Origin of the sequence: Aeoliella mucimassa, assembly GCF_007748035.1 — a bacterium.
Taxonomy (GTDB): domain Bacteria; phylum Planctomycetota; class Planctomycetia; order Pirellulales; family Lacipirellulaceae; genus Aeoliella; species Aeoliella mucimassa.
This window is the reverse complement of record NZ_CP036278.1, coordinates 4,983,670-5,005,913: the sequence shown is the minus strand read 5'-3', so window position 1 is coordinate 5,005,913 and position 22,244 is coordinate 4,983,670. Positions and strand designations below refer to the sequence as shown.

The 22,244-nt window shown below is 58.9% G+C and carries 17 protein-coding genes; 12 read left to right on the top strand and 5 right to left on the bottom strand.

Annotated features, from left to right (window positions below; translation table 11 throughout):
- The first annotated feature begins 330 nt into the window (after positions 1 to 330).
- The 11 genes from Pan181_RS19610 to amaB all read left to right on the top strand — a co-directional run bounded on the left by Pan181_RS19610 (position 331) and on the right by amaB (position 16,737).
- Entirely contained in the window at positions 331 to 1,281 is a 951-nt protein-coding gene (locus Pan181_RS19610; protein ID WP_145249309.1) for a LysR family transcriptional regulator, read from the top strand.
- Between the two features lie 106 nt (positions 1,282 to 1,387).
- Positions 1,388 to 6,067 (top strand): glutamate synthase-related protein, encoded by a 4,680-nt coding sequence (locus Pan181_RS19605; RefSeq protein ID WP_145249307.1) that lies wholly within the window; start codon positions 1,388 to 1,390, stop codon positions 6,065 to 6,067.
- An 89-nt stretch (positions 6,068 to 6,156) separates the two neighbouring features.
- Complete coding sequence (locus Pan181_RS19600; RefSeq protein WP_145249305.1) at positions 6,157 to 7,728, top strand: glutamate synthase subunit beta; 1,572 nt, start codon at positions 6,157 to 6,159, stop codon at positions 7,726 to 7,728.
- Positions 7,729 to 7,734: 6 nt separating this feature from the next.
- Positions 7,735 to 7,947: a SlyX family protein gene (locus tag Pan181_RS19595; protein ID WP_145249303.1), complete on the top strand. Its 213-nt coding sequence runs from the start codon at positions 7,735 to 7,737 to the stop codon at positions 7,945 to 7,947.
- Positions 7,948 to 8,035: 88 nt separating this feature from the next.
- Positions 8,036 to 10,084, top strand: a complete 2,049-nt coding sequence (locus Pan181_RS19590) for a DCC1-like thiol-disulfide oxidoreductase family protein (RefSeq protein ID WP_145249302.1) — start codon at positions 8,036 to 8,038, stop codon at positions 10,082 to 10,084.
- Between the two features lie 27 nt (positions 10,085 to 10,111).
- The gene (locus Pan181_RS19585) at positions 10,112 to 10,879 is read left to right on the top strand and encodes a (Fe-S)-binding protein (RefSeq protein WP_145249300.1); all 768 of its coding nucleotides are present in this window, start codon (positions 10,112 to 10,114) and stop codon (positions 10,877 to 10,879) included.
- A 51-nt stretch (positions 10,880 to 10,930) separates the two neighbouring features.
- On the top strand, positions 10,931 to 12,304 hold the full coding sequence (locus tag Pan181_RS19580; protein ID WP_145249298.1) for a lactate utilization protein B: 1,374 nt from the start codon (positions 10,931 to 10,933) through the stop codon (positions 12,302 to 12,304).
- Between the two features lie 42 nt (positions 12,305 to 12,346).
- Positions 12,347 to 12,952 (top strand): LutC/YkgG family protein, encoded by a 606-nt coding sequence (locus Pan181_RS19575; RefSeq protein ID WP_145249296.1) that lies wholly within the window; start codon positions 12,347 to 12,349, stop codon positions 12,950 to 12,952.
- 188 nt (positions 12,953 to 13,140) lie between these two features.
- Positions 13,141 to 13,941 carry a DUF1338 domain-containing protein gene (locus tag Pan181_RS19570; RefSeq protein WP_145249295.1) on the top strand — a complete coding sequence of 267 codons (801 nt, stop codon included), beginning with the start codon at positions 13,141 to 13,143 and terminating at the stop codon, positions 13,939 to 13,941.
- A gap of 71 nt (positions 13,942 to 14,012) precedes the next feature.
- Positions 14,013 to 15,158 carry a saccharopine dehydrogenase family protein gene (locus Pan181_RS19565; RefSeq protein ID WP_145249293.1) on the top strand — a complete coding sequence of 382 codons (1,146 nt, stop codon included), beginning with the start codon at positions 14,013 to 14,015 and terminating at the stop codon, positions 15,156 to 15,158.
- Between the two features lie 37 nt (positions 15,159 to 15,195).
- A complete protein-coding gene (amaB, locus tag Pan181_RS19560) occupies positions 15,196 to 16,737 on the top strand; it encodes an L-piperidine-6-carboxylate dehydrogenase (protein ID WP_145252352.1) in 1,542 nt (513 codons plus the stop codon).
- A 62-nt stretch (positions 16,738 to 16,799) separates the two neighbouring features.
- Here amaB and Pan181_RS19555 read toward each other — a convergent pair whose 3' ends face one another.
- Positions 16,800 to 17,219 carry a TFIIB-type zinc ribbon-containing protein gene (locus Pan181_RS19555; RefSeq protein ID WP_145252351.1) on the bottom strand — a complete coding sequence of 140 codons (420 nt, stop codon included), beginning with the start codon at positions 17,217 to 17,219 and terminating at the stop codon, positions 16,800 to 16,802.
- A gap of 58 nt (positions 17,220 to 17,277) precedes the next feature.
- Positions 17,278 to 18,033, bottom strand: coding sequence for a peroxiredoxin-like family protein (locus Pan181_RS19550; protein WP_145249291.1), 756 nt, complete (start codon positions 18,031 to 18,033; stop codon positions 17,278 to 17,280).
- A 235-nt stretch (positions 18,034 to 18,268) separates the two neighbouring features.
- Here Pan181_RS19550 and Pan181_RS19545 point away from each other — a divergent pair, with 235 nt between their 5' ends.
- Positions 18,269 to 18,460 carry a DUF6800 family protein gene (locus Pan181_RS19545; protein WP_145249289.1) on the top strand — a complete coding sequence of 64 codons (192 nt, stop codon included), beginning with the start codon at positions 18,269 to 18,271 and terminating at the stop codon, positions 18,458 to 18,460.
- 48 nt (positions 18,461 to 18,508) lie between these two features.
- Here the strand turns inward: Pan181_RS19545 and clpB are convergent, their stop codons facing one another.
- The 3 genes from clpB to Pan181_RS19530 form a co-directional block, all read right to left on the bottom strand.
- Positions 18,509 to 21,154, bottom strand: a complete 2,646-nt coding sequence (clpB, locus tag Pan181_RS19540) for an ATP-dependent chaperone ClpB (RefSeq protein ID WP_145249287.1) — start codon at positions 21,152 to 21,154, stop codon at positions 18,509 to 18,511.
- Positions 21,155 to 21,618: 464 nt separating this feature from the next.
- Positions 21,619 to 21,939, bottom strand: coding sequence for a type II toxin-antitoxin system RelE/ParE family toxin (locus Pan181_RS19535; RefSeq protein ID WP_145249285.1), 321 nt, complete (start codon positions 21,937 to 21,939; stop codon positions 21,619 to 21,621).
- Positions 21,940 to 22,158, bottom strand: a complete 219-nt coding sequence (locus Pan181_RS19530; RefSeq protein WP_145249283.1) for a hypothetical protein — start codon at positions 22,156 to 22,158, stop codon at positions 21,940 to 21,942. It abuts the gene before it with no gap.
- Between the last annotated feature and the right edge of the window lie 86 nt (positions 22,159 to 22,244).

The window sequence follows — 22,244 nt, the reverse complement described above, 5'->3', positions numbered from 1 at the left end:
TCGCGCCTGCGGCTGGCCGAATGTGTGAATGGTATCGGTAACTAAAGTTTATCTATTGTCCCGCCTGGGCTGTGATTCCCCTGGCTAGGGCATTGACAAGCGAAGTGCGGACTGGCTAGCATTCGTATTCGCGATTTTGCGGAGGCCAACTATGCGGGGCACTTATGTCCCACTGGTGGCTCAGCTTGGCTTTTCTTCCGGACGTAATTCATCCGCGAAATCGCTCGCCGGTTAGAGGGGATCGGCACAGAGACTAGACATCAGAGGTCACTTTCCACGAAAGCTGGCCTCGCGGCTTAAGGAGCGCGCCGACAAACGCTTGGAAACTGTATGTACTTCAAACCGCTAAGAATCTTCTGCGACGTTGTCCGCCACCGTAGCTTCTCACGAGCTGCGGACGCGAACGGTGTATCGCAGCCGAATGCTAGCCAAGCGGTGCATCAGTTAGAACAACACCTAGGCGTGCAGTTGCTCGATCGCTCGCGCCGCCCGTTTGTGCTGACTGCCGAAGGCGAGCAGTACTACGAGGGGTGTCGCAAGCTGCTGGTGTCGTACGATTCGCTCGAACGCAAAGTGCGTTCGCTGCACGATGCCGCTGAAGCCCGGGTGAATGTTGCTTCGATCTACTCGGTCGGCTTGGCGCACATGAGCCAGTTCCTTAGTGATTTCCGCACCAACTATCCCGACAGCGATGTACGTCTGGAGTTCCTGCATCCCGACCGCGTGATTGAACTGGTCGAAACGCATCAGGCCGACTTCGGTATCGTCAGTTACCCGCAAGAAACCAAGGTGCTCGCCGCAGTTCGCTGGCGCAACGAGCCGATGGTCATCGTGGTTCCTCCTTCGCACAGCCTGGCTGACAGTGACCGTGTGCCGCTCGAGAAACTCAACGGCGAGACCATGGTGGCCTTCGCCCGCGGACTGAAGATTCGCGAAGAGATCGATCGCCAGTTCGCACTCCGCAACGTGCAAGTTTCCGTCGGTTCGGAATTCGACAACATCGAAATCATCAAGCGTGCTGTAGAAGCCGGGCATGGCATGAGCCTGTTGCCTGAGCCAACTGTGCAGCACGAGCTGGCTGCCGGATCGCTTGTCGCGATCGAACTAAGCGGCCAGCAAATCACTCGCCCGCTGGGCATCATGTACCATCGCGATCACGAGCTGAGCAATACGGCCAAGCGCTTCCTGGAGTACCTCCAGCAGCACGCCGACGATCAGCTCGTAGCTCCTCTGATAGACTCCCAAGCGACAGCTAACCATAACCACACCGTGAAAGCTTAAGAGGTCTCACCCTTCCGGTGAGACCTCCAAGGCAGCGAGCCACCAGGCCCGCTGACCGCAGAGCTCCTCCCGGGTGGGACCGACGAATCCCTCAAGGACCGCCGTCATGGATACTCGACATCAACTTACGCACCTGCCCCCTCAGCAAGGCCTGTACGATCCGGCCTTTGAACACGATGCCTGTGGTGTCGGGTTTGTCGCCCATATCAAAGGCGAACGCAGCCATCAAATCCTGGTGGATGCTGAGATTGTGCTTCGCAACATGGATCACCGTGGGGCGTGTGGGTGCGAACCGAACACCGGCGACGGTGCAGGCATCCTCACCGCGCTGCCGCATGAATTCCTGTCGCAAGTCGTCAAAGCGGATCTCGGGGTCGAACTGCCGGCTCCCGGGTTGTTTGCCGCTGGTAATGTGTTCTTGCCACGCGACGAGAAGCAACGTGCTCAATGCAAGCAGGTGGTCAACCAATTGGTTGTTGCACAAGGGCAAAAACTCGTCGGTTGGCGGACCGTGCCGGTCGATCGGGCAAAAGCCGATCTGGGGCCCACTGCCCAGGCCAGCGAACCGCACATCGAACAGTTGGTGATCGCCGCCGGCGACGGTTTCCAAGGCGAGGCCTTCGAGCGCCAGGTCTATCTCATCCGCAAGCAGGCCAGCAACAAGCTACGAACCGACCAGTCGATGTCGCAAGCTAAGATGTTCTACATCTGCTCGCTGTCGACCAAGGTGATCATCTACAAGGGAATGTTCACCACCGACCAGTTGTTCCAGTACTATCCCGACCTGGCCGACGAGCGCTTCACCAGCCATTTGGCGATGGTCCACTCGCGGTTCGCGACCAACACGTTCCCTTCGTGGGATCGGGCGCAGCCGCTGCGGTTCATGAGCCACAATGGCGAAATCAACACGGTTCGCGGCAACGCGAATTGGATGTTCGCCCGCCAAGGCGTAGTGAAGAGCGAACTGTTTGGCGACGAGCTTCAAAAGCTGTTCCCCGTAGTCGAGCCCGACTGCAGCGACTCGGGTACGTTCGACAACGCGCTTGAATTCCTACTGATGAACGGCCGCACGCTGCAAGAAGCCGTGATGATGATGATTCCCGAGGCGTGGCAAAACCATGCGACCATGCCAGAGGATAAGCGGGCGTTCTACGAATATCACTCGGCCCTCATGGAGCCATGGGATGGTCCCGCATCGGTCGCGTTCACCGATGGCAAGTACATCGGAGCAACGCTCGACCGCAACGGTCTGCGTCCCAGCCGTTTCTACGTGACGCACGACGATCGCGTGATCATGGCTAGCGAAGCGGGTGTGTTGCCGAGCATCGAGCCGGAGAACGTGAAAATCAAAGGCCGTTTGCAACCGGGCCGCATGTTCCTGGTCGACTTCGAGCAAGGCCGACTGATTCCCGACGACGAGCTGAAGCACGACTTTGCCAGCCGCCGGCCATACGCCGAATGGCTTCGCCAGCAGCGGATCGATCTGAACGATCTCAAGCCAAACAAAGAGCCGCACGGGTTCTATCCCAAGAGCCTGCTACAGCGGATGCAGGCGTTTGGCTACACGCTCGAAACCATGCACTTCATGCTGTTGCCGCTGGTCAAGGTCGAGAAAGACCCGATTGGCTCGATGGGTAACGACTCGTGCCTGGCCTGCTTGTCGGACAAGCCACGGATGCTGTACGACTACTTTAAGCAGCTATTCGCCCAGGTGACCAACCCCGCGATCGACTCGATTCGCGAAGAGGTCATTATGTCGCTCGAGTGCTACATTGGCCCTGAGCAGAACCTGCTCGAGAGCACCGCTGGCCATGCTCATCGGTTGCGTCTACTGCATCCGTTCCTTTCGAACGAGCAACTCGCTGCACTATTGCATATAGAAGACAATCCCGAAGTGGCCGGCGATTGGAAGACTCGCACCATCGATATTACCTGGTCGCGTGCGGCCGGTAAGGAAGGCATGGTGCAAGCGCTCGATCGCATTTGTGCTGAAGCCGAGATTGCCATCGACGACGGTTACACGATCATCGTCCTTTCCGACCGCGCGATAAGTGCCGATCGGGTGCCGGTAAGTTCGCTACTGGCGGTCGGTGCGGTGCACCATCATCTGGTGAAGGTTGCCAAGCGTACTCGTGTGGGTATCGTGGTCGAAACCGGCGAAGCCCGCGAAGTGCATCATCACTGTTTGTTGATTGGCTACGGGGCCGATGCCATTAATCCTTACTTGGCCTTCGAAGCGTTGTGGAAAGCACGCCGTGATGGAATGCTCGATGACTGCGACATGCAGTTGGACGAGGAAGAATCGGGCGAAAACCGCGAGCATCCCGCCATCGGGCTCGACGACGAACTTTACGATCCGGTGACGCGCGAAGATCACGAACTGGCGGCTCGCTATCGCAAAGGTATCACCAAGGGCATGCTCAAGGTGATGGCCAAGATGGGCATTTCCACTTTGCAGAGCTACAAGGGGGCGCAGATTTTCGAAGCCCTCGGACTGCGAGACGAAGTGATCGGCCGGGCGTTCGTCGGAACCGCCAGTCGCATCCAAGGTGTTGGTTGGGACGTCCTGGCCGAAGAGGCAATGCGTCGCCATGCTTTGGCCTATCCCGAGAAGGGCGTCCCCAAGCTCCCCGTGTTGCCGAATCCAGGCGAGTTCCACTGGCGTGCCGAGGGCGAACGCCATATGTGGGATCCCACCGCGATTGCCGATATCCAGGTGGCCGCTCGCGCAGGCGATGCGGGTGCCTACGAGCGGTTTGCCAACCACATCAATAACGATTCGCGGACCCGTTGCCAGTTGCGTGGGTTGCTGACCTTCAAGTCGGGCGTGAACAATGGTCCGATCTCGATCGACGAAGTCGAATCGGCCAAAGACATTGTCAAACGGTTCTGCACCGGGGCGATGTCGTTCGGCTCGATTTCGGCCGAAGCCCACGAGTCGCTGGCGATTGCCATGAACCGCCTCGGCGGCAAGAGCAACACCGGCGAAGGTGGCGAAGACCCCAAGCGTTGGACTCCCGACGACAATGGCGACTCGCGCCGTAGTGCCATCAAGCAAGTGGCCTCCGGTCGGTTCGGCGTGACCATCAACTACCTGTCGAACGCCGACGAGATTCAAATCAAGATCTCACAAGGTGCAAAGCCGGGCGAAGGTGGCGAGTTGCCAGGCCGTAAGGTCGATGACAACATCGCCCGCATTCGTTACTCGACGCCGGGCGTCGGTTTGATTTCGCCCCCGCCGCATCACGATATTTATTCGATTGAGGATCTCAAGCAGCTGATTCACGACCTGAAGAATGCGAACCGCTCGGCTCGCATCAGCGTGAAGCTGGTATCCGAGGTCGGTGTCGGCACCATCGCTTCCGGTGTGGCCAAGGGCTACGCCGATCATATTCTGATTTCCGGCGACGGCGGCGGCACCGGTGCTTCGCCGCTGACGAGCATCAAGCATGCCGGATTACCTTGGGAACTTGGCATCGCCGAAACGCATCAGACGCTCGTGATGAACGACCTCAGAAGTCGCGTGGTGTTGCAAACCGATGGTGGTTTGAAGACCGGTCGCGATGTGGTGATCGCGGCGATGCTCGGGGCCGAAGAGTTCGGTTTCTCGACCGCTCCGCTCATTACCCTGGGCTGCATCATGATGCGTAAGTGTCACCTGAATACCTGCCCGGTAGGTGTCGCGACGCAGGATCCCGAGCTCCGCAAGAAGTTCAAAGGCAAGCCAGAACACGTGGTGAACTACCTGTTCATGGTTGCCGAAGAGGCTCGCAAGCTGATGGCCGAACTCGGGTTCCGTACCATCGAAGAGATGGTTGGCCGAGTCGATTGTCTCAATACCTCCGAAGCGATTGCTCACTGGAAGGCCGAAGGGCTCGACCTCAGCAAGTTGCTCACGCCGGCCGTCAAGCCGCGACCCGACGTTGGCGTGTACTGCACCCAAGCTCAGGATCACGGCCTCGACCTGTCGCTCGATATTCGCAAACTGCTCGACCTCGCGAAGCCAGCTCTCGAAGATGGCAAGCCGGTGAAGGCAGAACTCGAAATCATCAATACCGACCGCACGGTTGGCACCATCCTGTCGAACGAAATTGCCAAGAAGTGGGGCCAAGACCTACTGCCCGATGGCACCATCCACTTCAAGTTCAACGGTTCGGCCGGTCAGAGCTTTGGAGCCTTCCTGGCCAAGGGCGTAACGCTCGAACTCGAAGGCGACGGCAACGACTACATCGGCAAAGGCTTGTCGGGTGGGCGCGTGATTGTCTATCCACCGAAGTCGTCGACGTTTGCTCCCGAAGAGAACATTCTGGTGGGTAACGTTTGTTTGTACGGAGCCACCAGCGGCGAAGCCTTCTTCCGCGGGCGAGCGGCCGAACGTTTCTGCGTGCGGAACTCCGGTGCCCGCACGGTGATTGAAGGGGTCGGCGACCATGGTTGCGAGTACATGACCGGCGGTCGCATCGTGATTCTCGGGCCGACCGGGCGTAACTTCGCGGCCGGCATGAGCGGCGGCGTCGCCTACGTATGGGCTCCCGATCGCGACGTGTTCCGCATCAACTGCAACCTTGGCATGGTCGATCTCGACGATATGGTCGACGAAGCCGATATCGCAGAGCTGCGAGAGCTTATTGAGTTGCATGCCAAGTACACCGGTTCGTCGATTGCGACCGAGGTACTCGATCGTTGGGACGACGTGCTCGGCGAGTTCGTGAAGGTGATGCCTCGCGATTACAAACGCGTACTGGAAGAACAAAAGGCGGCCGCCTCGATCGGCGCAGGTGCCTGATGCGAAGCCCCGCCGACCTGCGGCGGGCACGCAGCCCTATCCACATCGAATATTCACTACACAACCCCTGACCCCTGGCTCCTCCGACAATGGGCAAACCTACTGGATTTCAAGAGTTTAAGCGCGAGGCGGTTCCCTATCGCGATCCGTTGGAGCGTTCCAACGATTACCTCGAAATTTTCACGCCTGCGCCTGAGCAGCAGCTGCGTACCCAGGGTGCGCGTTGCATGGACTGTGGTGTTCCCTTCTGCCAGTCAAATACGGGTTGTCCCATCGACAATCTGATTCCCGAGTGGAACGACCTGGTGTACCACGGTCGCTGGCGCGATGCGTTGCACCGGTTGCACAAGACGAATAACTTTCCCGAGTTCACAGGCCGGGCTTGTCCCGCGCCGTGCGAGGGATCGTGCGTGCTCGGTATCAACGAACCGCCGGTAACGATCAAGAACATCGAGAACGCGATCATCGACCGCGGTTGGGAAGAAGGGTGGATCAAGCCTCAGCCGCCGGAACAGGAAACTGGCAAACGCATCGCGATTGTCGGCTCTGGCCCTGCTGGGCTGTCGGCGGCTCAGCAGCTGCGCCGCCGTGGGCATGCGGTCACTGTGTTCGAGCGGGCCGATCGCATTGGCGGTTTGCTCATGTACGGTATTCCTTTCATGAAGCTCGGCAAAGACGTGGTGGAACGCCGCCTCGACCAGTTGCGGGCCGAAGGGGTTGAGTTCCGCACTTGCACGCATGTTGGGAGTCGTACCGATTTCGAGTCGGGCCACATGACCGGCATCATGAAAGAGCGTGGGCTCGATATCACCGTGATCGACCCTAATGACCTCATGAAGGAATACGACGCGCTGTTGATGGCTACCGGAGCCACGAAGCCGTTTGATCCCACCGGCAAGTGTCCTGGTCGGGATCTGGAAGGGATCCATTACGCGATGGACTTCCTGACTCGCAACACGAAGAGCCTGCTCGACTCGGAGCTAAAAGATGGTGAGTTCCTGTCGGCCAAGGGCAAGAACGTCGTCGTGATCGGCGGCGGCGACACCGGTGCCGACTGCATTGGTACTTCGCTCCGCCATGGCGCGACGAGCATCGTCAACTTCGAACTGCTCGGCAAGCCGCCCGCCGAGCGTTCGCCACAGAATCCCTGGCCGGAGTGGCCGCGAGTGTTCCGCGTGGATTACTCGCATGCTGAAGTGGAAGCTCGCACGGGAACCGATCCGCGGGTCTACCAAGTGCTGACCAAAGAATTCGTCGGCGAAAACGGCCACATCACCGGCGTGAAGACCGTGGAGGTCGACTGGTCGAAGCCAACGGAGATGGCCCCCTTCTCTGAGGTGGTCGATAGCGAAAAGGTTTGGCCTGCCGACCTGGTTCTGCTGGCGACTGGCTTCGTCGGTCCCGAGCCCGAAGTCGGCGACTTGCTTGGTCTGGAGAAGCAACAGCCGCGTCGCGGCTGGGAGACCATCAAGGCCGAACATGGCAAGTTTGCGACGAGCGTCGAAGGGGTGTTTGCCGCTGGCGACTGCCGACGTGGACAGTCGCTCGTCGTGTGGGCGATTAACGAAGGCCGCGGCGCCGCTCGGGCGATTGATGAGTTCCTGATGGGCTCGACCAGCATGTCGGCTCCCGGCATCAATTTGCCTCAACAGGTGGTGTAAGTCGCGATGGCCGAGGATCGTCAGACCCAACTCGAAGAACTGCTGGCCCACCAGCAGCACCTGATCGATACACTGAACAGTGTGGTGACTTCGCAACAAAGCGACATCAACACACTGCAGCAGAAAACCGACCGGCTGGAAGCGAAAGTAAAGCTGCTGGCCGAGTACATGGAACGGGTCGGCGAGGACTTGCCGCACGAAAAACCGCCGCATTATTAGGGTTGTTGGCGGATTTTCTGGACGAGTGCTCTGGGGAGACTAGAATGCTAGTGTCCCGCCTGCCCACCCGTTCGCCGCCAGTTTGTCGATGCCCGATTCGTCTCGTAGTGTTTGGAAAAAGCGAATCCTTCTGGCCTTGCTAGTAGGGTGGCTCGCGGCTTTGGCCGTGAGTTTTGTGGCCATTCCACGGTTAATCCTCGATGGGTTCGATGGCAACTCATTTGCCTCGATGAACCAGCGCATCGAGTCGCATCGCAAGTACGGTGAGGCCCTCGGCGAAGACCGCACCCGCGAGTGGTACGTCGCCTGGGCACAGGCCTACGCCTGGAAGTCGGCCGCGCTGGCGACGCTGCTGGCGGTGTCGGCCGGGGCGTTTGTCGGTATCGACTCGCTGCGAAGGCGGTTCTGGAGATTCCTGTTTGCTGCCGAAGCTCCCTTGAACCTGGGAGTGCTCCGCGCGGTGGTCTTCGGCATGCTGCTAGTATTGTTGTGCACCGAGCCAATCCTCGAGTTTGCTGCCTGGCCGCGAGAGAACTTCGTCTGGCCCTCGGTCGCGGGGCCGATCCTGTCGCGGTTGCCGATTAGTGTCGACATCGTCGGCACGCTTCTGCCGATTGCCATCGTAGCGACCGTATTGGCGATGCTCGGCTGCTTCACTCGTACCACCGCGCTTATAAGTGTGTTGCTATCGTTCTATCTGCTGGGCATTCCCCAGTGCTCCGGCAAAGTGAATCACACGATGCACCACGTAGTGCTAATTGGCCTGTTGGTAGCCCTCTCGCGAGCCGGCGATGGCTTTTCGATCGACTCACTGTACTATGCGTTCCGTCGCGCCGACCAAGGTCAGGTCGCCCGCATTCATCGTGCTGTGCGTTATGGCTTGCCGATCCGGTTTGCGATGATGGTCCTGGCGTTCAGTTACTTCTTTCCAGGCTTCTGGAAGATCGCCAGCAACGGCACCACCTGGATCTTCAGCGACAATCTGAATAACCAGATGCTGCAGAAGTGGTTCGAGATCGAGACCTTCCAGCCAGTGCTGCCGTTGTACAAGATACCCGGCTTCGCCGCCCTGGGAGCCCTTACCGCGGTAGTCATGGAATTGGGGTGGCCGCTCGCACTGCTTTGGAAGCCGACTCGCACCTTGTGGGCGTGCATGGGACTGTTGTTCCACAACATGACCAAATTGCTGATGAACATCAGCTTCTACACCATGCAGGCCATGTACGTGATGTTCGTCGACTGGCAATGGCTGCTGGCTTATCTCGGCCGAAAGCTGTTCGCTGGTCCGATGCACGTGATGTACGATGGCAACTGCCGGATGTGTCGCCGGACGATGTCGATACTCCTAGCGCTCGACTGGCTCAAACTGCTCCGCCCGGTAAGTGCTTTTGATCGCGAGCAAATCGACCAGCTTGGCCTGGGGCATCTGGAAGACGACGCCTTGATGCGCGACATGCACGCGGCCGAGTTCGGAGCGACCCGCGAGTACCACATCACGCGCGGTTTCGACGCCTACCAGCGAATCGCCTGGCGGATGCCGGTGCTCTGGCTCACGTTGCCGATTGTGTACTTGCCGCCGGTTGCTGCGTTGGGCAAGAGCATCTACCGACGGGTGGCCGATACGCGTGCTTGCAGCGTGCCGATTCGCCAGACTGCCGAGCAACCGCAGTTGCTCCGTTGGTGGCCGGTGCCGTTGATCATGGTCGCGGTGGCGATTCTCTCTGCCCAGGTGGTACTCGGAATCGGCCGCAAACGCATGGCCTGGCCAGTTGCCTGTTACCCACTGTTCGATACGATTTCCAGCTCTACAATCCGTTGGCCAGAGTTCGAAGCGGTGCTCGCCGACGGATCGACCATGGTGCTCGACGACGACGCGCTTCGCGACCATTTTACCGAGTCGCGATATGTTCCTCCGCTCAAGCGATTTATCGGACAACCTGTAGATCGGGAGGAGCTTCGCAAGCTGGCCGAGTCGTTTGTTCCCGTGTGGGATAAGGCGGGTTATTTGGGTGACTCGCATCCCCAGCAGCTGTCGGTGTATATTGCTACCTACGAATTAACGGGCCCAGCCAGGCCTGCCGAACCCACGGAGCGCGAACACCTGCTCGATTTCGAGTGGGACGAAGTGGCTCCCTAGCTTCTCTCGAATCCCAGCGGAACTCGCGTGAACGTCGGACTCTTCATTCCCTGCTATATCGACCAGTTCTATCCCCGCGTGGGATTGGCCACCGTAGATCTACTTGAGCGGTTTGGGGCTACGGTCGACTATCCAGAACAACAGACTTGTTGTGGTCAGCCGATGGCCAACACCGGCTGTCAGGACGATGCGAGAGTCGTTGCCGAGCACTTCCTGCAAACGTTTAAGGACTACGAATACGTGGTCGCACCCAGTGGTTCTTGCGTCGCGATGGTTCGCCATCATTACGCGGGGCTGTTTGGCACCGATGCGCGCGTGGAAGCCATGGCGAAGAAGACCTTCGAGCTGTGCGAGTTCCTAACCGATGTGGTCGGCGTGGAACAGGTTGAAGGGGAGTTTCCCTTTCGCGTTGGCTTGCACAATGCTTGCCATGGACTGCGGGAGCTGCGTCTGGGGAATCCCAGCGAACACATGGCCCAGCCGTTTAATAAAGTCGCCTCGCTACTCGCCGGCCTGCGAGGTCTGGAGCTGGTGGAGCTGTCGCGTTCCGACGATTGTTGTGGCTTCGGCGGCACGTTTGCTGTTTCGGAAGAAGCGGTGAGTTGCCAGATGGGCAACGATCGACTGGCCGATCACGAATCGGCTGGTACCCAGGTGTTGGCCTCGGCCGATATGTCGTGCTTGATGCACTTGGGGGGACTCGCCCGTCGGCAGAACAAACCGCTGGCCGTGATGCATGTGGCCGAAATCCTAGCCGGCTACGAAGTGCCACAGCCATCGCCCGCCCGTTCGTAGTATTCCGTTTCCGCTTATCCTTTCCGTTGCCTTCAGCCCCGTGCCGAGTATATGTCTCACGCCACTGCCGCACGAGAGTTCATCGCCGATTCCCAGCGAACCAAGTGGCACGACGAAACCATTTGGTTTGTCCGCCATAAACGCGATCTCGCCGCTGCCAGCGTGCCTGAGTGGGAACTCCTGCGTAGCACGGCCTCGGCCATCAAGCGTCATACTCTCTCGCGGTTGGATGAATACCTGGAGCAGTTCGAGCAAAACGCGATTCGGCATGGCATCAAGGTGCATTGGGCCCGCGATGCGGCGGAGCACAACGAGATTGTGCTGAAGCTGCTCAAGGAGAAAGGCGTCACGAACATCGTCAAGAGCAAGTCGATGCTCACCGAAGAGTGCGGCTTGAATCCTTACCTCGAAGCTGCCGGCATCGAAGTCGTCGATACCGACCTTGGCGAACGCATCGTGCAGATGCGAAAAGAGCACCCGAGCCATATCGTGCTGCCGGCGATTCATATCAAGAAGGAAGAGGTCGGCGAGCTGTTCCACGAGCAACTCGGAACCGAAGCTGGAGCGGCCGATCCCAACTACCTGACCGAAGCGGCCCGCAATCATCTGCGCGACAAGCTGCTAAACGCTGGCGCTGGACTCACGGGGGTGAATTTTGCCATTGCCGAAACCGGTGGCATTGTGGTTTGCACCAACGAAGGCAATGCCGACCTGGGTACCGCGCTCCCTCCCATTCATATTGCTTCGATGGGTATCGAGAAGCTGATTCCGCGCCTGGAGCACCTCGGCGTGTTCCTGCGGCTATTGGCCCGTTCGGCCACCGGTCAGCCGATCACTGCTTACTCCTCGCACTTTCACCGCCCGCGTGAAGGTCAGGAGATGCACATCATTCTGGTCGACAACGGACGTAGCGGCATCCTGGCCGACGAAGACTTCAATCGCTCACTCAATTGCATTCGCTGTGGAGCTTGCTTGAATACGTGCCCGGTGTATCGCCGGAGCGGTGGGCACAGCTACCACGCGACCGTGCCTGGGCCGATTGGTTCGGTGATCAATCCGGTCCGCGACCCGGCGAAGTTCGAGAGTTTGCCGTTTGCGTGTAGCTTGTGCGGGTCCTGCTCGGAAGTCTGCCCGGTGAAGATTCCGTTGCACCATCAGCTCTACGCCTTGCGTGGAGTGATCGCCGAACGCGGGCTGCTGCCATTGAGCAAGCGGGCGCCGTTGTGGTTTGCCACCGCGGTGTTTCGCCGGCCATGGCTGTACCGGGCAGGGGGGCGGATGGCTCGCATGGTACTCCGCTGTTTGCCGCGAGCACTCGTTTACAATCGGCTAAATCCATGGGGCCGTCAGCGGGAGCTGCCGGTCGTGCCCGAACAATCCTTCCGCCGAGCCTACGCGGATCGCCAGGCAAAGCGATCAAAGTAACCGGCCGTTGGTTCGCAATCACTTAATCTGCATTCATTTACTATGAGTTCTTCTCGCAAGCATATTCTCCAGCAAGTTAAAGCGAACCGCGCTGCGGAATTCGAACTACCCTCACTCGATCAAGACTGGCAGACGTTCGGCGATCCGCTTGAACGATTCTGCGAAGTGCTTACCTCGACCGGTGGCAATAGCCTGCGAGTGAACGATTTGGCTTCAGCCAACGAGTGGTTCGAGCAGCGCATTTCGGGGAACGCGGATTCCCAGACCATTTCGCTCGTCGAAGGAGTCGGCCGCTCGACGCTCGAACTCGACCAGCTTGAGACCCCTCAAGAACTCTCCGGACTGGATTGGGCGATTCTCCCAGCGGAGTTCGGTGTCGCCGAAAACGGCGCTCTGTGGGTTACCGACATCAACGCCAAACACCGAGCGGTTTATTATCTCTGCGAGCACCTGGTGCTAGTACTGCCCGCAAGCCAGGTGGTTCACAATATGCCGCAAGCGTACGAGCGGTTGGCCGGTTTTGCCACCGACGATACGCCGCCGTTTGGCTGCTTTATTGCGGGCCCTTCGAAAACGGCCGACATCGAACAATCGCTCGTCATCGGTGCCCAGGGGCCAAGATCGCTCGATGTCTTGCTCATAGTGTAGAAACTCCTGCGCTAACGGTGATTGCAGAGCTGGGACACGGCAGCTTAAACTCGACTATGTGACGATTCATTCGTCAGCCACCGCTATGGGTGGCTGCAACTTAACCGTTCTCGTGTTTCAGTCTGCTGGTCGGGTAAACCGCTGGTCAGGTGGAAGCATGGGCGTGCACCTTGCACTAGGAGCAAGCGATGACCCCCGAGGAATTCTTCTCTTCACTGTGGACCGACTACGTCGCCATGGCGCCTCAAGCTCAGCAAATACGCCAGGCTTTTGAGTCACAGGGCGAGACGGTTTCGAACGATCATGTTGCTTTCCGTACGCTAGGGCTCGAGCCGATTGGCATCGAACGCTTGGAGCCTCACGTGCTTGCGCTCGGGTATCGTCAGTTGGAGCCTTATGAGTTTCCCTCGAAGAAATTGCGTGCTTATGGCTACGTGAGCGATGCACCCGATGCTCCTCGTATCTTTCTCTCCGAGCTGAAAGTCGAAGAGCTGAGCGCCGAAGCTGGCGAAATCCTCCGGCGATGCGCTTCGCAAGTCGACGCAACCAAGGTGGAATCGCCCGAGGTGTTGTGGAGCGGGCGTTTGTGGGACCCGGTAACTTGGGACGAATACCAATTGCTCGCGAGCGAGAGTGAGTACGCAGCCTGGGTGGCCACGTTGGGTTTGCGGCCGAATCACTTTACGATCAACGTTAACCAGCTGACGCAAACTACCGAAATCGAAGAAGTGCTGCAGGTGGTGGAAGGTCTTGGCTACGCGGTAAACGACTCGGGCGGCCGCGTGAAAGGCTCGCCAGCGCAGCTCCTGGAGCAAGGATCGACGATGGCCGACCGCATGCAGGTCGACTTCGCCGGCGGCGAGCAGCACGAAGTACCAACTTGTTACTACGAGTTTGCCAAGCGATATCCCGACAGCACCGGTAAGCTGTTTCCCGGTTTTGTTGCGACGAGTGCCGACAAGATTTTCGAGTCGACCGACAATAAGTAGGCGGATGTTACCCTCACCCGGCTCACCGAGAGCTACCGTTTTAATCCGTTGTTTTGAGAAGAGGTTCTGCGTTGCCAGAGAGAAAGAAAATCGGCATCCTTGGTGCTGGCAAAATTGGTCGGGCGATCGCTAGGTTATTGCACCATTCGGACGATTACGACGTGCTGGTCGGCGACGTTTCGCAAGTAGCGCTCGATTCGCTTGCTGCGGTAACTCCGGTTGCCACGAAACTGGTCGAGGTCTCCGATAGCGAGCAAGTCAAAGCGTTTAGCGAAGGGTTAGACGCGGTGGTTTCGGCCTGCTCGTTCGACGTGAACGAAGGCATCGCCCGCGTGGCCCTCGAGGTCGGTGCGAGCTACTTCGACCTGACCGAAGACGTAGCGACCACTGCTGCTGTGCGTTCGGTGGCCGAGCAAGCAGCCGACGGGCAGATCTTCATGCCGCAGTGTGGTCTCGCCCCGGGATTCATCGGCATTCTCGCCTACGATCTGTGTCAGCACTTCGACAAGCTCGACCGCGTGAAGATGCGTGTCGGCGCGCTGCCTTTGTACCCTGATAACATGCTCAAGTACAACTTGACCTGGTCGACCGATGGCCTGATCAACGAGTACTGCAATCCCTGCGAAGCCATTCGTGAGGGCATTCAGGTGCAGCTGCAACCGCTTGAAGGCCTGGAACAGTTCGCCCTCGACGGCGTCGACTACGAGGCGTTCAACACCTCTGGTGGTCTCGGCACTTTATGCGAAACCCTGGCCGGCGAAGTGCACGAACTCGACTACAAGACAGTTCGCTACGTGGGGCATCGTTACCTGATGAGCTTCCTGCTCTCGGGGTTGCGATTCCACAACCAACGTGGTCTGCTTAAGGAGTTGCTGGAAGCTTCGGTGCCATGCACGCATCAAGACGTTGTGCTGGTGTTCAGTACGGTTACCGGTTGGAAGAACGGCGAATACAAGCAGTTGTCAGATGCTCGTAAGGTGTACCATGGCGATATCCATGGAATCGAAGCCAGTAGCATTCAGATTACCACTGCGACGTCGTTGTGTGCGGTGGTCGACCTGTGGCGCGACGGTAAACTGCCCAAATCGGGTTTTGTTCGCCAGGAGGATGTTCGCTTGCCCGACTTCCTGAAGAACCGTTTCGGTGCGCCGTACGCTTCGGCCACCCAGGTTCGCGCCCCGATCGCCAGCGACCCCCGACCCGAACTGCAACCGTAGAACAGTCGACTAGACTGTTCCTTGGAAAGGACTCGTGATGCAACTGCCCGAGCATATCTTGCCCCCCGCCGATGGCGATACGTTCTCCGGCCTGTGGGCCCTCGACCCGTACCCTCGCGGCGCGGCCGGCGAGGTGTTTTCGCCTTGTTCGCCGATTGATGGAAAGCCAACGTGCCAGATTCGCGCCGCAACTGCCCCGCAGGTGGGCGACGCGGTGATGGCGGCCGAGCATGCCTTTCGCCAGTGGCGCACCGTGCCGGCTCCTCGCCGAGGTGAGTTGGTACGACTAATCGGCGATCTCGTTCGCGAGAACAAGTCGAAGCTGGCCGAATTGATCACGCTGGAAGCTGGCAAGATTCGCCCTGAAGCGGAAGGTGAGATCCAGGAATGGATTGACGTCTGCGAATTCGCGGTCGGACTCTCGCGGCAGTTACATGGTCTGACCATCGCGACCGAAAGGCCCGAGCACAGTTTGATCGAGCAATGGCATCCCCTCGGTCCGGTTGGCGTGATTTCGGCGTTCAACTTCCCCGCTGCAGTGTGGGCGTGGAACGCCATGATCGGCCTGGTTTGTGGCGACCCCATCGTCTGGAAACCGTCCGAGCAAACCCCGCTCATCGCCCTGGCGTGCAACCAGATCGTTACCCTCGCGGCAGCCCGGTTCGGGAGCGACGCTCCTAGCGGACTGTCCACCGTGGTGATCGGCGGAGCCGATGTCGGCGCGGCCTTGGCCAGCGACCCGCGAGTGCCGTTGGTTTCTGCCACTGGTTCGGTGCCGATGGGACGCTCGGTAGCGCAAGTGGTCGCCAGTCGGTTAGGACGCAGCCTGCTCGAACTCGGCGGCAACAACGGCATGATCGTTACCCCATCGGCCGATCTCGATATGGCGATTCGGGCGATCACGTTCGCAGCCGTTGGTACGTGTGGTCAACGCTGCACCAGCTTGCGGCGATTGTTCGTGCACGAGTCGGTGTACGACGAACTCGTCGAGCGACTGCAGAAGGCTTACTCGTCACTGCCGATCGGCGACCCGCGCGAGGATGGCACGCTGGTCGGTCCACTCGTAGATGAAGCTTCGTTCGACAAAATGCAGGCCAGCCTGGCGGCGGCTCACGACGAAGGTGGTCACCTGCTCTGCGGCGGCGATCGTGTGTTCGACGACGTACCCGAAGGGGGCGTCTACGTGCAACCGGCCATCGTTCGGCTGCCGCGGCAAACGCCGATCATGCACGAGGAGACCTTTGCTCCGCTCATGTACATGGTCGCTTACGAGAACTTCGACGACGCAATCGAGATGCATAACGCGGTGCCACAAGGGTTGTCGTCGGCCATCTTTACCAACGACATGCGCGAGGCTCACAAGTTCATCGGCCCAGCGGGTTCCGACTGCGGGTTGGCGGGCGTGAACATCGGCACGAGCGGTGCCGAGATCGGTGGTGCCTTCGGCGGTGAGAAAGAGACCGGTGGCGGTCGCGAAAGCGGCTCCGACAGTTGGAAGCAGTACATGCGACGCACCACCTGCACGATCAACTACGGTACCGCACTGCCGCTTGCCCAAGGCATCCGCTTCGGCGACTAGGGGCAGTTGCCCCTTCCGTGTTGTTAAGTGCCGACAGTTGTTTCCTCGTGGCTCCCAAGCAGCTAGCCGAACGCAGCACTCGCGGCTCGCATGAACGCGCGAATCGCGCTGGTGTCGTTCATTTGTTGTAGTTGCTTTTGCTCGCCGATAATCGCGTCGAGTTCGTTGTCGTCCACCCACACACCGTGGCATTGATCGCAGCGGTCGATCTTCACTCGCTTCTTGTAAGTGTAGGTCAGCTCGTTCAAGCGACCGTCCGCGCAGCGAGGGCAACGCATGTAGCCATCCACTTTGCCGGCAACGACTTCGGGATTGCCATATTCGCGTTCGAGTTCTTGCTCGATGGCCGACCGTTCGAGCTTGCGGACCTTATCGAGTTCGCCAGCGTCGAACCAAATGCCGTCGCAGTGATGGCACTTGTCGAGTTCGATTCCGTCGACCTGCACCGTGGCAAGTTCGGCTCCATCACGTGGACATTTCATGCGATGTCTCCCTGTGGTGGTCGCCGGCTACTTGCCAAGTGCAGTCGGGGCAACCACGTTATTCGTTGTCGAGTGTCTTTACGGCCTTAATGATCTCTGCCGGCTCGGCTCGCTTCTTGTAGTCGGCGTCCAGGAAAGCATAACGAATTACGCCTTGTCGGTCGACAATGTAGGTCGCTGCGAGCGGAAGCTCCATTGTGTCGTAGCCATTCACAGCGGGAAGCTTCAGTCGATCGCGATAAATGCCCGTGATCAGATCGGAGAGCGGAAAGACGATGCCGTACTTGTGGGCCAGCTCGCTTTGGCTGTCGTGCAGCACTTTGAAGGTCAGCTCGTTCGCTTCGGCGGTTTGTTTAGCGTTCTCAGGCAGCTCGGGGCTCAACACCACGAGTCGGGCGCCGGCTCCTTCCAGTTCGCCGAGCGATTCTTCCATCGCCTTGAGCTGCAAGTTGCAGTAAGGGCACCAACCGCCCCGGTACCACATCAGCACGATCGGCTGCTCTTTCCAGAGTTCGCTCAGTGTGACCTCTTCGCCATCCCAGCCCGCTAGTGTTCCATCGGGGGCCTGGTCGCCGACCTGCTTGGCGGTCTTCTCGATCTTGCTCTCGCGAACCTCATCGATGGCCTGCTTGAACTTCATGCGGGTTGCTTCTGGTAGCCGATCGACCGACTTCTTGTTTGTCTCTTCCAGTTGTTCGGCCAGCGTCTTGGTCGGCTCGTCGGCAGCAGCAGGCTGGTCTTCGGCAAAAGCGGGCACTGCCAGGGCCGACAGCAGCAGGGCAGGGAGCGTCAGGGTTCGTGTTTTCAATTTCATACTCCAGGTGAGGGATGGGGGAACCAACGTGGTGGTGCCGAATCATACGAGCCAGGTCGCGGCGGTTCTGTAAGGCGTTTCACACCCTCTGGCAGCGGATACCTGCAAACCGTGCCGGCGAAAACGGGCCCCGCACGGCAAAAACCGAGGTTTCCCCCGCCTTTTCGCCCAGGCAATCGGTGGTTACAATCACAAGCTTCAAAGAATCCATCCTCCCAGTACTGGAGCGTCATACATGCCTGGTAGTGAACGTCAACGCGAGATTCGTCGTCGCCGCAAGCGTCGCGAAGGTCTCACCAAACTCAAGTCGCGTCTTTCAAAGGCTTCTCCTAGCGAGAAAGCTGAGATCGCCCGCAAGCTTCGGGGAATGACTCCCGGTGCCGAGGTGTTGATCGAAGACTGGAAGCTTGAGGAAACCGATCGCTAAAGCAGGTGGCGCTCCCTTGGCGGAGCGCCACCTAAAAGCGTGTTGCGATTAACTTCTCGTGAAAGTGAACGCCGGATCGTCGTAGCCGATCTCCACGGTGGCACCTTCGGGGAACTCTCCCTTCAGTAGTTCCGTCGCCAGCGGGTTTTGCAGCTGTTGCTGCACCACACGCTTGAGCGGTCGTGCGCCGTACATGGGGTCGTAACCCCGGTTGGCAATCTCTTGCCGCGCGGCGTCGGTCACCACGAGCTCCAGGCCTTGCTTGTTGAGCAGTCGCTCCAAGTGCGATACCTGCAGATCGACGATATGGCGGATCTCGTCCCGCCCGAGCGGTTCGAACACAATCGTCTCGTCGATACGGTTCAAGAACTCCGGCAGGAACCTCGCCGACAGGGCGTCGGTCACCGCGCGGTGCATCTCTTCGGTCGAGCCTCCTCCGCTGGCCAGTTCCTGAATCATCTGGCTGCCCACGTTCGAGGTCATCACGATGATTGTGTTCGTGAAGTCGACCGTGTGTCCGTGGTTATCGGTCAGTCGGCCATCGTCGAGCACCTGCAGTAGGATGTTGAACACGTCGCGGTGGGCCTTCTCGATTTCGTCGAGCAGCACTACGCAGTACGGACGCCGGCGGACCGCTTCGGTGAGCTTGCCACCTTCTTCGTAGCCAACGTATCCGGGAGGAGCACCGATCAGCCGACTCACGGTGTGCTTCTCCATGAACTCACTCATGTCGAGTCGCACCATCGCGTTCTCGTCGTCGAACATCACTTGCGCGAGTGCTTTGCAAAGTTCGGTCTTGCCGACGCCGGTAGGCCCGCAGAACAGGAACGAACCAATTGGCCGGTTCGGATCCTGTAGTCCGCTGCGACTACGACGCACCGCGTTCGCCACGGCTTCTACCGCGGTATGCTGTCCGACCACGCGTTGATGCAGTCGCTCTTCGAGTACCAGCAGCTTCGCCCGCTCGGTCTCCATCATGCGATTCACCGGAATACCAGTCCAGGCGCTCACCACTTCGGCAATTTCGTCGGGACCGACTTCTTGCCGCAGGAGTTTGCGTTTGGAGCTGTGCGGTTCGCTTTCCGCTTCGTCTTGCCGAGCTTCGATTTCGGCCAGTTGCTTTTCGAGCTTTGCCCGCGATTGATCGAGCTGCGACAGTTTCTGGTAGTCGGCCTCGTCGGGGCGGTGGCCGCTCGATTGTTTCTCTTGCACGGCCGTGTACTGATGCTCGAACGCCAGCTTGGCTTCCTCGAGTTGCTGCCGCACGCTGGCGACGTCGCCGACGCCAAGCTTTTCGGCTTCCCATTGTTCGCGAAGGCTGGCGAGTTGATGCCGCAAGGTTTCCATCTCGGCGTTAATTTCTTTCAGCCGACCTTGCGCATGCTCCTCGGTCTCTTCCGCCAGTTGTCGGGCGGCGAGTTCGAGTTGGGTGATCTTGCGCTGCACCTCGTCGATTTCCTGCGGCACGCTCTGCAGTTCCATCGCCAGACGGCTCATCGCTTCGTCGACCAGGTCGATCGCTTTGTCAGGCAGATGTCGGTCGGCAATGTAGCGATCCGACAACTCGGCCGCGGCCACCAGGGCGGAGTCTTTGACCTTTACGCCTTGATGATGAGCTTCGTAGCGAGGCTTCAAACCGCGGAGGATCGCAAGTGTATCGTCGACGCTTGGCTCGCCGACGAACACCGGCTGGAATCGCCGCTCAAGTGCGGCGTCCTTCTCGATGTATTTGCGATACTCGTCGAGCGTCGTCGCCCCGATGCACCGCAGCTCGCCGCGGGCGAGGGCTGGTTTGAGCAGGTTGGCGGCGTCGCCCGAGCCTTCGGCCGCCCCGGCGCCGACCACCGTGTGCAGCTCGTCGATGAACATGATGACGCTGCCGGCTGAGTCTTCCACTTCGCGAAGCACCGCCTTGAGACGCTCTTCGAACTCACCGCGGTACTTGGCACCTGCAACGAGCGCGCCCATGTCGAGCGCGACCACTCGGCGGCCCTTCAGGCTTTCGGGCACGTCGCCTTGCACGATGCGCAGCGCGAGCCCTTCGGCAATGGCGGTCTTACCAACGCCAGGCTCGCCGATGAGCACCGGGTTGTTTTTCCGTCGGCGGGAAAGCACCTGAATCACCCGGCGAATCTCGTTATCGCGGCCGATCACCGGATCGAGCTTGCCTTGCTGCGCGCGTTCCACCAGATCGATGCCATATTTTTCGAGCGCCTGGAACTTGCCCTCGGGCTCCTGGTCGGTCACCCGGGCGGAACCGCGGACTTGCTGCATGGCTGCAAGCAGATCTTTCTCGGTAATCGCGTTCAGTTCGAGCGTGGCCGAAGCCTTCGACTTGGTTTTGGCCAGCGCCAGAAGCAGATGCTCGGTCGAGACAAACTCGTCCTTCATCGCTTCGGCTTCCGCCTGGGCGGACTCGAGCACGCGCGTCAGCTCCGCCCCCACGCTCGGCGGCGACCCGCCCGACGACTTCGGCAGTCGGCTAAGCTCCGAGGTGATCATCGACTGCAACTGCCCTACGTTGGCGTTCATCTTGGCCAACACCGGGCGGACGATACCTTCGGTCTCGGCGATTAAGGCCGAGAGCAAATGCAAAGGCTCGATCTGCGGATTGCCTGCGTCGGCAGCAAGTTCCTGCGCACGCTGCACCGCTTCTTGAGCTTTGAGGGTCAGTTTATCGAATCGAAAAGCCATGGTCTTGAGAGATGGGGGTAGCTGGGATTAGGAGGGACGAGAGTCGACTCAACGTGGGACGTTTTGTTGGAGTTGCCCTCTGGTATTTCTACGTTTGCGTTGTCGTTTAGTTTCCCATTTCTGCGCAAACGATTCGTTGGGAATCTATTCTCCTGCAAGCTGTGCTGGGCTCTGAGTGTTCGTCCTTGTTGCCAGTAGTCATCGTTGCCGATTATTCGCGATCGCGCATCCCGCATTCTATCGCGCCTGGTGGCCATTTCTAAGTGAAAAGTAGTCGGGGCTGGGAGCGTGTACTGCGAGCCGGACATGAAAAAAGGCAGGTGCGAACACCTGCCTTAAGCAACTTTGATGTTCGCTGGTTGTTCGATATTCTTGATGAAACCTTGGTTTGATCGATCATAGTTGTGATCGGTCTGTATTTAAGTCGCCGAGAAACGTAACTTAGCTCGTTTATTTGCGAGATATCAGAACTCGTCACTCTCCAGATCCTGCTGGGCGACGTGTCGCACCCTTAAGACGGTGACTTGTTGATCGTTAATGGCGAGTATGATTCGATGGGTGGGGCGACGACCAATTCCAAACAAGAGTTGTCGAAGTCCCAGTTCACGTAACCCTTCTTCTTGTATTGCTGGGTAGCGAGTTGCACTTTCTTTCAAAGAAGCGATTCGCTCGAAGATCTCAAGGTACCAGCGGTTAGCTTGTTCTTTGGAGCGATGCTCACTCCACCAGTCGTACGCGGCTTGGATGTCACGGGCAGCCGACTGGGTTATGACGACACGAACCATTTAATCGGCCTGAGGAATACTGTTCTTTTCCCGAAAGTCGCGATCAAAGTCTTCGAGGTCCTGCGTGCGTCCATGTTTCACGTCGTCCAAGCCTTCTTGAATCGCTAGACGTTCACGGTCGCGATCCAACAAATGTTGGATGTAGTGATTGACACTGGCAAAACCTGCCGCAGTAGCCTGGGAGCTTAGATTGAAGCTGTCGTCGATATGAATCTGCATGGCAAAGCTCCTTGTCTCCGTCTCACCAAGCTATGAATCCAGCTGAGTGTCTTGGAAGCACCCACCGCAACCAATCGTACTAGCGT